The organism is Xanthomonas vasicola (assembly GCF_000772705.2).
GTDB classification, from domain to species: Bacteria; Pseudomonadota; Gammaproteobacteria; order Xanthomonadales; family Xanthomonadaceae; genus Xanthomonas; species Xanthomonas vasicola.
Window position 1 is genome coordinate 1 of record NZ_JSBW02000070.1, and the last position, 12,192, is coordinate 12,192.

Genomic DNA, 12,192 nt, shown 5'->3' on the forward strand with positions numbered 1-12,192 from the left:
CGGCGCTCAAACAGCGTCTGCATGCCCGCGGCAAGCACGGCAAGCAGATCGTCTGCGCCGCCATGCGCAAGCTGCTGCATCTGGCCTACGGCGTGCTCAAATCCGGCACTGCATTTGACCCGCACAAAGCTCTTGCCAGATAAGGGGCAAGACGGTATCTACGCAGCGCTGCCATGCCGGCCGATGCACTCAGCCGCGCAGGCGTTCCAACTGCGCCTGCAATGCGGTCACCTTGGACTGCAGCGCGGCGTTTTCGTTTTCCAGTTCGGTGACGCGGCGCTGCAAAGCTTTCATGTCGCGGGGTTCGACTTGGCCACCTTCTGCCTCGTCGGCCCTGGGTTTGCGCCTGGCATCGCGCACGCGCTTGGCGGCCTGTTTGAGTTCTGCCTTGCCGGCCTGCGCGGCGGCGCGCTGCTCGTCTTCTGACAGTGTTGCCACGGCCGCGGCGGCGCTGATCGAAATCTCGCCGGCCTTGACCGCTTGCACCACTTCCGGCGCGGCCTGCTTATGGATACGTTCGATCATCACCACCTGGTTGCTGCTCAGGCGTGCTTCGCGTGCCAGCTCGGCGCGGCTGACCGGGGTGGAAGTCTCTTCCCACGGCGGGCTGTCGCTGTCATCGGCGGTGTGTGCGCTGCTGTCGTCCAGGCCGGAAGCGGGCTGATCGCCGGCCACTACTGGCGCTTCGGCAGCGGCGTCGGCGTCGCGTTGGGTGCGTTGGCGTGCGGCGAGGATCTCGCGCTTGCGCAACGCCAGCACGCCACGTTGGAAGTCGGAGACACTGCGCCGGCCCAGGTGCTGCTCGATCATCCACAGGTGCACGTCCTGCATGGACTGGAAACGCGGGTTCTGCACGGTCTGGAACGGCAGGCCGTGCTTCTGGCAGATGCCGTAACGGTTGTGGCCATCCACCAGCACATCGCCCCACAGCACCAAGGCATCGCGGCAGCCTTCGGCCAGCAGGCTGCGTTCCAGCGCCTCGTGCTCGTCGGGCGTCAACGGGTCGATATAGGCCTTGAGTTCTTCTTTGACAACGATGTTCATACGGCAACTGCTGGGGTACGGGGCGGGCATTGTAGTGAGCCTGCCTCATCCTGTCCGCTGCGGCGCGGGCAACGCCTTCCAATGTGAGGGCGCCGGAGGCAAACTACCGTTCAGCTAGACTGACGCCAGAACGTCCAGATAATTGGCGAAAGGATGATGTTGGTATGGTAGATCCGGTCGATCAGGCAGCTCTCGACTATTGGCATGGCGTCGAGTTTTTCAACATCTACGATCTCGACGAGCAGTTGGAAAAGGCCCGCAAGCACCGGCCTGTGCATCTGCTTGGACCGGAACAGATGATTGATGGTACCTGGGACTCGGCAAGCGTTGCTCCAAGGCTGCTGTATTTGCTGCCGTTCCCCGCAACGGAGGCGACCAGGATTGTAGCAGCGCAACTCTCAGAGCCAGAGGCTTCGTCCATTGTCAATGCGCGTGACAGTGAGTTGTGTGCGGACGGCTTCACATGCTTTGCGAAACTGAAGCTCAGTGCCAATGGACGCCCCAACTTTGACGCAATCAGCTTCTCTGCATTGCCATGGGCAATGGGTCAGTTGCAGGCAGGATCGTTGGATCGGCTGTCGATGCGGCAGTTCGAGCAGGAAACCACTGCGCTCAGGTTTGAGCTGATACAGGAATGCGGTGCCTCGACCCCGGAGTTCGATGGAGCTGCGCTATCGGCATTAGTGGAGCGGCTGGTGCAGTGGGCGGGCTATCGGCCACCTGCCGGGAGTGCATGGGCGTGGATGGAGGTGCTGCAGGAACCGGATACAGCTGCCGCGTCCGCAGCTGTATCCGAGGCCGCCGCCATCGAAGGCGATGCCTCTGGTGAAGACGCAGCGGAGGATCTGCCGATACTCAACAGTTTCTTCGTCCACGACCTCAATCAAGCCAAGGGTATGCTCAGGCAACCAGCGCCGCCGCGTGCATTGCAGGCCTATCTGGCTGGCATCGACGTGCCAAAGCTTGATTTGGACAGTGGGCAAGGACATTCGCAAATCCTGCAGACTCTGCGACCCACCAGCAGCATTGCCGGGCGTTGGCCATCGCCGCCAGACCAGTGCCAGTCGTTGATGCAGCAGTTCGCTTTGAACAAGATGAAGGCGCTCGAACCGGGCCAGATCCTGGCGGTCAATGGGCCGCCGGGAACCGGCAAAACGACACTGCTACGCGATCTGATCGCGCATCTTGTGGTGGAGCGTGCTGGCGTACTGGCAGGGCTGGCCGATGTCAGGCAGGGATTGTCGAGCGAGACATTGGAAATGCAGGTCTTCGGCAAGCCGATGTACAAATTGGCTCCTGCGTTGATCGGCTATGAAATTGTGGTCGCTTCCACCAACAACGGTGCGGTCGAAAATCTGTCCTTGGAGTTGCCGCAATGCAGCGGCATCGATCCGGCGTTGCTCGACTCCTTGCGATATTTCCAGCCGGTTGCCACCAAATATGCCGGCAGTCATGTCAGTAAGCCCTGGACAGCCGCGCAACTGCCGGTCTGGGGTTTGGTTTCTGCTGCGCTGGGCAAAAAAGCCAACTGCACACGTTTCAACGACATCTTTGGTTATCGAGCTGCCACGCCTGACAAACCGCCGGAAAAGTATCTGGCAGATGCCAAGGTGGATCATGCAGCCTGGGACAACGCCAATGCCCAAACGTATTGGCGTTACCGCAAACAGCTGAATGCGCCAATGCCTTTCAAAACCGCGCAGGAAAAATTCATCGATGCGCGGGCTGCATACAACAAGGAACATGCAGTCCTTGTCCGTCTGGAGGCGTCGCTGACACAGCTGCATGCCGATTGGGAGCGCGCCGGTTTCTTGTGCGAGGCCCTGCCAGCGTTTGATTCACTGCCCCTAGCCGAACTTGCAGCTGCGGCGGGCGCTCTGGCGCAGCGGTCGCAGGAAGATGCAGACGGCCTTGAGCGCCGTCTGCTGCCGAAATGGTTGCGCTGGCTGTCGCAGATATTTGACGCCAAGCGCTATCAGCAATGGTGCACCTACTGCGATCTTGCCTCAGCGTTGCGGCGGCTTGCGCAGGACACTGAAACGCTTGCGCAGCAATGCGCGGCTGCCGATGTTGCGATCTGGGATGGTGGCTCCCTGGACAGTCATGCCAATCAGGTCATCGCATTCTGGCAGGGACCCCGCCTGAATCAGTCGCGCAATGCACTTTTCGCCGCCGCCATGGCCTTGCATGAGGCGTTCTTCCTCAATGCTCAGCCAAACATCTGCTCGGCGATCAACGATTTCCTGTCACGTCCGTCCGCATCCGGCAACGATGCAACGGCGCTTTGGCAATGGCTTTTCATGCTGACACCGGTCGTGTCGACCACGTTTGCCTCGGTACGCCGCCAATTTGCCGGCGTTGGCAGCGAGGAGCTGGGCTGGCTGATAGTCGATGAGGCCGGCCAGGCGCCGCCGCAGGCTGCGGTGGGCGCGATGATGCGGGCGCAACGTGTTGTGGTAGTTGGCGATCCACTACAGATTCCTCCGGTCGTGCCGCACGGCACCCGCTTGCTTCAGTTGCTTGGCAGCCACTGGTTGGGACAGCAGTACGCCAGGTATGCTGTCGACAAGAACTCGGTGCAGACCTTGGCTGATCGGGCCTACGCGTTTGGCGTACGCCATCCTGCCAGCCCGGACAGCTTTATCGGCGTGCCGCTTGTCATGCACCGTCGCTGCGATGCTCCGATGTTCGGGATCGCCAATCAGATTGCGTATGCCAATCGGATGAAGCATGCCAAGAATGGGATTGCCACTCTTCATCCGACGTTGGGTCCGAGCAGTTGGTGGCATGTCGACGCAATCAGCGGGAACGGCAGCAAATTTGTGCCTGCGCAGGCGCGGCGCCTGTTCGCTGCGCTGGTGGACTTATACGTCAGTCAGGCAAGCGCGTGCGATCGGCGTCTGCCTGATGTGTTCGTGATCACGCCGTTTCGGGAAGTCAGGAGCGGCTTGTGCACGCTGCTTTGCACGCGCGCCAACTGGGAGCAGGCGCTTGCCGGTAGATCGATTCCGGTGCCGACGAAAGCAAATCTAGAGAAATTTAGGTCCAACATCGGCACAGTGCATACCTTCCAGGGCAAGGAGTGCGACATCGTGTTCTTCGTGCTCGGCTGCGATTCAAGTCATTCAGGGGCGATCAATTGGGCCAGCGTGGAACCAAATATCCTCAATGTCGCGGTCACGCGCGCCAAGAAGCATCTATATGTGATCGGTGATCGCAACCTCTGGGGCGGCAAACCCTATTTCGATACTGCGCTCGCCATGTTGAATGAGTTCCATGCTCGACATGCCGCTTGATTTCGGCATGGTGTAGGGCAAGACGCCTTCACAATGACGTTGCTGGTGACCGTCACCGATTCACGCAGTGCTGCGCAGGATGTTGCCCAGCGTCTCCACCATCTGCCCGATCTGCTCGGGCGTGACGATCAGCGGCGGTGACAGTGCGATGACATCGCCGGTGACGCGCACCAGCAGGCCGCCGTCATGGAAGCAGCGCTCGAACACCTCGTAACCGCGCGCGCCTGGGGCGCCGTTGCGCGGTGCTAGTTCAATCGCACCGATCAGGCCGATGTTGCGAATGTCGATGACGTGCGGCAGCCCGCGCAGGCTGTGCAATGCGTCCTCCCACTGCGGGCCGAGCGCGATTGCGCGCGTGAACAGGTCTTCTTCGGCGTAGGTGTCCAGCGTGGCGATCGCCGCTGCGCAGGCCAGCGGGTGGCCGGAATAGGTGTAGCCGTGAAACAGCTCGATCGCGTTTTGTGGCCCGTGCATGAAGGCGTCATGGATCGCATCGGCCACCAGCACCGCACCCATCGGCACGGTGCCGCTGGTCAGGCCCTTGGCGGCGGTGATGATGTCCGGGGTGACGCCGAAGCGCTGCGCGGCGAACGCGTCGCCCACGCGGCCGAAACCGGTGATCACCTCGTCGAACACCAGCGCGATGCCGTGGCGGTCGCAGATGGCGCGCAGCCGCTGCAGGTAGCCTTCCGGTGGCAGGATCACGCCGGCCGAGCCGGACACCGGTTCGACGAAGACCGCGGCAATGGTGGAGGCGTCGTGCAGGGTGATCAGCCGTTCCAGATCGTCGGCCAGTTCCGCGCCATGGGCAGGCAGTCCGCGCGAGTAAGCATTGCGCTGCAGATCCAGCGTGTGGCGCAGATGGTCGGTGCCGGCCAGCAACGGTCCGAACCACTTGCGGTTGTTGGGCAGCCCGCCGATCGACATGCCGCCGAAACCGACCCCGTGATACGCCTTCTCGCGGCCGATGAAGCGGGTGCGCTGACCTTCGCCACGCAGCCGGTGATAGGCCAGCACGATCTTCATCGCGCTATCCACCGCCTCCGAGCCGGAGTTGGTGAAGAACACATGACCCAGACCGGGCGGGGCGATCGCGGCCAGGCGTTGCGCCAGCACGAATGGCAGCGGCGAGCCCATCTGGAAGGTGGGCGCGAAATCCAGCGTGCCGGCCTGCTCGCGGATCGCTGCCACGATGCGCTCGCGGCTGTGGCCGGCATTGCAGCACCACAGGCCGGCGGTGCCGTCCAGGATCTGACGGCCATCGACATCGCGGTAGTACATGCCCTGCGCCGAGGCCAGCAGGCGAGGGCGTGCCTTGAACTGGCGATTGGCGGTGAACGGCATCCAGAAGGCATCCAGCTGCGCCGGTGCCTGAAGCGCATCGGCTGCATCGCGGGGAAGGTGGTCGGGCATGGCAGGCTCCGTCGCTCGGGATCGCCCGACTGTACGCAGCTGGCGCGTCGGCCGTCACCCCGATACAGGCGGCGGCACATCATTGGCTGGCACATCGTGCGTGCATTGATCGATGCGATTTCGTTATCGGACGCTCGCCGCAGCACTGCAGGAGCTTTTTTCGCGACACGTTTGGCGAAGTGCACGCAGACTAGTCAATTAGTCGCAGCTACGGACGCTAACGCCAATGAGCGCTTACGCGGCATGGGTGTTGGCGGCGCTTTGCAACACTGCAAGGCGCTGGCAAGCATTGCAAACAGGCAGGGATCGCCGATGATGCGCCAGACGACCGCCAGCTGGGCCTGGTCGGTGTCGCTGCCCATATCGCAACGCGTTGTTTGATTGCAGCTATCAATCGTATTCGGAACGGCCGACAGGACGTCGCCATCGCCCACCTGGCGTTGCTGTGTCCTGTCAACCGTGTTTATCGCAATTTATCGTTGGTTTTTTGGGGGAACGAGAATGACGCAAGGGTCCACCGTGGCGACAGCCAGCGGCGCAGACGCCGGTCTACTGTCCAAGGAGCGCATCATTGCGCGGCCGGGGTTCAATCGTTGGTTGGTTCCGCCGGCAGCATTGGCGATCCATTTGTGCATCGGCATGGCTTACGGCTTCAGCGTTTTCTGGCTGCCGTTGTCCAAGGCACTGGGCATCACTGAGTCGATTGCGTGCCCGGCCGATATGGGCCTGTTCGCGCGCATGGTGGCCACCACCTGCGACTGGAAGATCAGTGAATTGCAGTGGATGTACACGCTGTTCTTCGTATTGCTGGGCTGCTCGGCAGCGATCTGGGGCGGTTGGCTGGAACGTGCCGGCCCGCGCAAGGCCGGTGTGGTCTCGGCGCTGTGCTGGTGCGGCGGCCTGGTGATCTCGGCGGCCGGCATCCACTTCCATCAGATCTGGATGCTGTGGCTGGGCTCGGGTGTGATTGGTGGCATCGGTCTGGGCCTGGGCTACATCTCGCCGGTGTCTACCTTGATCAAATGGTTCCCGGACCGCCGCGGTATGGCGACCGGCATGGCGATCATGGGCTTCGGCGGCGGCGCGATGATCGGCAGCCCGCTGGCCGATGCGCTGATGCGCCATTTCGCCACCCCCACCTCGGTGGGCGTGATGGAAACCTTCCTGGTGATGGCGGCGCTGTATTTTGTCTTCATGATGGCCGGTGCATTTGGTTACCGCGTGCCGCCGAGCGGCTGGACCCCGGCCGGCTGGACCGCACCGGTGGCCAGCAACAACGCCATGATTACTGCTAACCACGTGCACGTGAGCAAAGTGTGGGGCATTCCGCAGTTCTGGTTGCTATGGGGCGTGCTGTGCTTGAACGTCTCGGCCGGTATCGGCGTGATCGGCATGTCCTCGCCGATGTTGCAGGAAGTGTTCGGCGGCCGCCTGATCGGCGTGGATGTGGGCTTTGCTAGCCTGGATCCGACCCAGCTTGCCAGCATCGCGGCCATCGCGGCCGGCTTCACCGGTCTGCTCAGCCTGTTCAACATCGGTGGCCGGTTCTTCTGGGCCAGCATGTCCGACAAGCTCGGCCGCAAGAACACCTACACGCTGTTCTTCGTGCTGGGTATCTGCCTGTATGCAGCGGCCCCGTCGGCTGGCGGCATTGGTGGCATTGCGCTGTTCGCGGGCATCTTCTGCATCATCCTGTCGATGTATGGCGGCGGCTTTGCCACCATCCCGGCCTATCTGGCCGACCTGTTCGGTACCCAGATGGTTGGCGCCATCCACGGCCGTCTGCTCACCGCCTGGGCCACCGCTGGTATCCTCGGTCCGGTGGTGGTGGGTTACATGCGTGAATACCAACTGGCCCACGGCAGCCCGCCGTCACAGGTCTACAACACCACTATGTACATCCTCGCCGGCATGCTCGTGCTCGGCCTGATCTGCAACCTGTTGGTGCGCCCGGTGGCCGCGCGTCACTTCATGACGCCCGACGAACTGGCACGCGAAAAGCAGCTGGCGCACGAGAAGGTCGACCGCACCGGGCACGGCGTGATCCCGCCGGAGCAGTTGGCGCGCATCGGTCATGGCGGCAACCCCGCAGTGGTCGCGTTCGCCTGGTTGGCGGTGGGAATCCCCATGCTGTTCGGTATCTGGGTCACGCTGCAAAAAGCCTTCGTGCTGTTCCATGAGATGCGATGACCAATCCGTCTTCCCGCTCCGTGCGTCCCGGTAGTGTGGTGCGCACGGTCCGTCGCCATCGCGGCGGCCGCAGCGCCACGGTGCAGGACATGGTGGCGGCCGAAATGCCGGTTGCCTTCATCTACAACGGCGTGCCGTTCGCGGTGATGATGGCCACGCCGGAGGACCTGGAAGATTTCGCACTCGGTTTCTCGTTGAGCGAAGGCATTGTCGATCACGTGCAGGATCTGCGCGTGATCGCGGTGGAGACGTTTCTGGAAGGCGCTTCGCTACAGATCGAAATCCCGCCCGAACGGGCCGCCGCGTTGCATCAGCGGCGGCGCAATCTGGACGGGCGCAGCGGTTGCGGGGTATGCGGTAACGAATCCATCGAAGCGGTGCTGCGTGTGCCGCCGCTGCTGCAGTCGTCCTTGCAGATTGATGTGGATGCCTTGGCGCATGCATTGGACGCGCTGCACGCACGGCAGCCCATTGCCGCGCAGACCGGTGCCGTGCACGCGGCCGGTTGGGCCGACGCGCAGGGCAATGTGCAACTGGTCCGCGAAGACGTGGGCCGGCATAACGCGTTGGATAAATTGATCGGTGCATTGGCGCGCGCGCGCATCGATGCATCGCAGGGGTTTGCGGTAGTCACCAGCCGCGCCAGTTACGAAATGGCCATGAAAGCCGCGCAGGCCCGGATTCCGCTGCTAGCAGCGATTTCGGCACCCACCGCGCTGGCGATTAGCCTGGCCGATAGTGCGGGACTCACCCTGATCGGGTTTGCCCGCAATCACGATTGTGTTGTTTACAGCCATCCACAACGCCTTGATCTGGGCGTTGCCGTGGGAGAGCCCGCATGAGCAAGAAAACCATCCAACAGTACGACAATCCCGCGGGCGGCTGGGGCGCATTGCGCTCGGTGGCCAAGCACCTGATGGAACAGGACATCGCCGTGCAGGGCGCCAAGACGCTGCTGCATGCCAACCAGCCGGACGGCTTCGACTGCCCCGGGTGCGCGTGGCCGGATCGCGATCACACCTCCACGTTTGAATTCTGCGAAAACGGCGCCAAGGCCGTAGCGGCCGAGTCCACTGCGCGTCGCGCTGGGCCGGAACTGTTCGCCTCGCATAGCGTCAGCTTGCTGTCGCAGTACAGCGATTACTGGCTGGAAGGACAGGGCCGCCTGACCCATCCAATGCGCTACGACGCTGCCACCGATCACTACGTGCCAGTGAACTGGGACGATGCCTTCGCGCAGATTGCCGGGCATCTCAACGGCCTGGCAACGCCGGATGAGGCGATCTTCTACACCTCCGGACGCACCAGCAATGAGGCAGCGTTTCTATATCAGTTGTTTGTGCGCGAGTTCGGCACCAATAACTTCCCCGATTGCTCCAACATGTGCCACGAGCCTTCGGGCACCGCGCTGCGTTCGCAGATCGGCGTGGGCAAGGGCACGGTGTCGCTGCACGATTTCGAGCTGGCCGATGCCATTTTCATCTTCGGGCAGAACCCGGGCACCAATCACCCGCGCATGCTGGGTGAGTTGCGTAAGGCCTCCAAACGCGGTGCGGCGATTGCGGCGTTCAACCCGCTGCGTGAGCGCGGTCTGGAAAAGTTCGCCGACCCGCAAGACAAGCTGGAGATGTTGCATAACGGCTCCACGCGCATCGCTTCTGATTATTTCCAGCTCAAGATCGGCGGCGACCTGGCTGCGGTCAAGGGCATCATCAAGCATGTGCTGGAGCGCGATGCGCAGGCACAGCGCGATGGCACGCCGCGCCTGCTGGATCTGGAATTCATCGAGGCGCACACCGCCAATTTCGAAGCGTTCGCCGCCGATGTGCATGCGGAAAGCTGGGACACCATTGTCGAAGAGTCCGGTCTGGACGAAGCGGCACTGCGCAAGGCCGGCGAGATTTATCTCAACGCCGAGCGCGTGATTGCCTGCTGGGGCATGGGCATCACCCAGCACAAGCATTCGGTGGCGACCATTCACATGATCACCAACCTGCTGCTGCTACGCGGCAACTTGGGCCGGCCCGGGGCGGGCGTGTGCCCGGTGCGCGGGCACAGCAACGTGCAGGGCGACCGCACGATGATGATCTACGAAAAACCGCCGGCCGCGTTTCTGGACAAGCTGCAATCGGTGTTCGGTTTCGCGCCGCCGCGCGCGGACGGGTTCGATACCGTCGGTGCGATCGAGGCGATGCTGGATGGGAGCGGCAAGGTGTTCTTCGCAATGGGCGGCAACTTTGCTGCGGCTACCCCGGATACCGATGCCACGCACCGCGCGCTGCGCAATTGCGACCTCACCGTGCATGTCACCACCAAGCTCAATCGCAGCCATTTGGTGCATGGGCGCGACGCGTTGATCCTGCCGTGCCTGGGGCGCACCGAGATCGATATCCAGGATGCCGGCTCGCAAGGCGTGACGGTGGAAGATTCGATGAGCATGGTGCACCTGTCGGCCGGTATCAATCCGCCTGCTTCGCCTGATTTATTGTCGGAGCCTGCAATCGTGGCGCGCATGGCCGAAGCGACATTGGGCGCGCGCAGTGCGATCCGCTGGCGTTGGTTGGTGGGCGATTACGACCGCGTGCGTGATCTGATCGCACAGGTGTTCCCGGATTTCGCCGGCTTCAATGAGCGCGTGCGCACGCCAGGTGGGTTCCGGTTGTCGAACACCGCGCGCGATCGCCAGTGGGTGACGCCGGAGCAACGTGCGGTGTTCAAGCCACACGCGGTGCCCATCGATAACCCGATCCACCGCGCCCGCCGCAGCCATACTGACCAGATGGTGTTTACGCTGGCCACCACGCGTTCGCACGATCAATACAACACCACCATCTATGGCCTGGACGACCGCTATCGCGGGGTGTTCGGTGAGCGCCGCGTGCTCTTCATCAATGGTGCGGATATCGCGGCGTTGAACATGAAGGCCGGCGATTGGGTGGACCTGGAGAGCCTGTGCGAGGACGGCGTGCACCGCGAGGCACGACGTTTCCTGCTGGTGGACTACAACATTCCACGTGGCTGTCTGGCCGCGTATTACCCGGAAACCAATGCGCTGGTGCCGTTGTCCAGTTTCGCCGATGAAGCGCGGACACCGACCTCCAAGTCGATTCCGGTGATCGTGCTGCCGCACCGTGCCGAAACCGCCGATTCAGCGCCACGCGACATCGGGGCGGTGCTTGTCCGCTGATCCGCAGCTCTCCGCGCAGCTATTGCATGCGCTTGCCGACGCGCCCGATGGTGTGTCGCTTGCCAGGTTATGTAAGCACCTGGGGGTGCGCATGAGCGTGTTGCTACGCACGCTGGCCTGGCTGGGCACTGCACATCTGGACGGCCAGCCTGGCCCGGGTTGGGTTCGCGTGGAAGAGCGTGGTGAACGGCAATTTGCGGTGCTGACACCTGGTGGTTTGGCGGAGCACCTCCAGCGTTCAACGGTACAAGCGCCGCAGGGCGGCTGATTGATCTTCTTGACTGCGCTGATTGAAGATCTAGCGGCATTTGCATCTGGGGTGCGCCGCATCCAATGCGGACGAAGGTCAAACGTCTGAGCCAAAAGCTTCGTCGGTCGAATGCGCGGCAAGGGCACCGCACCAGGGCGGTGATCGTCGGTTTATAAAAGCTGTTCGTGATGCGAAGGAGTGCTTCGCGCTTGGGTCCAGCAGCAAACGCGAAGAATCATGAGTGCGCGGTGCCCTCACTAGTCGCCCCTGAAAAACCCCAACCACCCAACGACCGCAAGGCCTTGATGTCTGCACCGGCGTGCTAAAACTACCAGTGTTCGCTACGCTGAAGGCTGGTTTCTTGCAATTTCCGCCCATGCGTACACGCCGTCCTGCTGCCGAAGACAGACCCGCCGACGAGTTGTTCCGTTCGCGTCTGGAGAATCAGATCGATCTGCAGCATCCGCTGGCGCAGCTGAGCCAACGGATGCCGTGGACGGCGTTGGAGCAAGCACTTTCATCGCGCTTGCCGGCCACCCCGGCCGGTGGCGGTCGGCCGGCATTGCCGGTGCGGCTGATCGCTGGTTTGCTCTACCTCAAGCACGCCTACGACCTGTCCGATGAAGCGGTGTGCGAGCGTTGGCTGGAAAATCCGTACTGGCAGTTTTTCACTGGCGAGGTCGTGTTCCAGACGCGCTTGCCGTGCGATGCCAGCTCGCTGACGCGTTGGCGGCAGCGGCTTGGCGAAGCGGGGATGGAAGAGTTGCTGGCGCACACCATCAACGCCGCGCATGCCATGCAGGCGGTGGACG

Annotated in this window: 8 protein-coding genes; 6 read left to right on the forward strand and 2 right to left on the reverse strand. The window is 62.5% G+C overall.

Features of this window, described 5'->3' with window-relative positions; translation table 11 throughout:
• Positions 1 to 189 precede the first annotated feature (189 nt).
• Entirely contained in the window at positions 190 to 1,044 is an 855-nt protein-coding gene (locus tag NX05_RS18250) for a plasmid replication/partition related protein (protein ID WP_039432546.1), read from the reverse strand.
• A gap of 164 nt (positions 1,045 to 1,208) precedes the next feature.
• Between NX05_RS18250 and NX05_RS18255 the strand changes: the two genes are divergently transcribed.
• Complete coding sequence (locus tag NX05_RS18255; protein WP_039432544.1) at positions 1,209 to 4,340, forward strand: AAA domain-containing protein; 3,132 nt, start codon at positions 1,209 to 1,211, stop codon at positions 4,338 to 4,340.
• 60 nt (positions 4,341 to 4,400) lie between these two features.
• On the opposite strand, the gene aptA is transcribed toward NX05_RS18255, so the two are convergent.
• Positions 4,401 to 5,753, reverse strand: a complete 1,353-nt coding sequence (gene aptA / locus NX05_RS18260; protein WP_010376943.1) for an omega-aminotransferase AptA — start codon at positions 5,751 to 5,753, stop codon at positions 4,401 to 4,403.
• 501 nt (positions 5,754 to 6,254) lie between these two features.
• Here aptA and NX05_RS18265 point away from each other — a divergent pair.
• The 5 genes from NX05_RS18265 to NX05_RS18285 all read left to right on the forward strand — a co-directional run.
• Positions 6,255 to 7,943 (forward strand): OFA family MFS transporter, encoded by a 1,689-nt coding sequence (locus NX05_RS18265; protein WP_039432540.1) that lies wholly within the window; start codon positions 6,255 to 6,257, stop codon positions 7,941 to 7,943.
• Positions 7,940 to 8,785: a formate dehydrogenase accessory sulfurtransferase FdhD gene (gene fdhD / locus NX05_RS18270; protein WP_039432539.1), complete on the forward strand. Its 846-nt coding sequence runs from the start codon at positions 7,940 to 7,942 to the stop codon at positions 8,783 to 8,785. The genes NX05_RS18265 and fdhD overlap by 4 nt, the downstream gene beginning before the upstream one ends.
• A complete protein-coding gene (locus tag NX05_RS18275; RefSeq protein WP_039432537.1) occupies positions 8,782 to 11,130 on the forward strand; it encodes an FdhF/YdeP family oxidoreductase in 2,349 nt (782 codons plus the stop codon). Before fdhD ends, NX05_RS18275 begins: the two co-directional genes overlap by 4 nt.
• A complete protein-coding gene (locus NX05_RS18280) occupies positions 11,120 to 11,398 on the forward strand; it encodes a hypothetical protein (RefSeq protein ID WP_010372506.1) in 279 nt (92 codons plus the stop codon). Before NX05_RS18275 ends, NX05_RS18280 begins: the two co-directional genes overlap by 11 nt.
• A gap of 358 nt (positions 11,399 to 11,756) precedes the next feature.
• On the forward strand, positions 11,757 to 12,192 hold a 436-nt coding region (locus tag NX05_RS18285; protein ID WP_146092241.1), incomplete at its 3' end, for a transposase.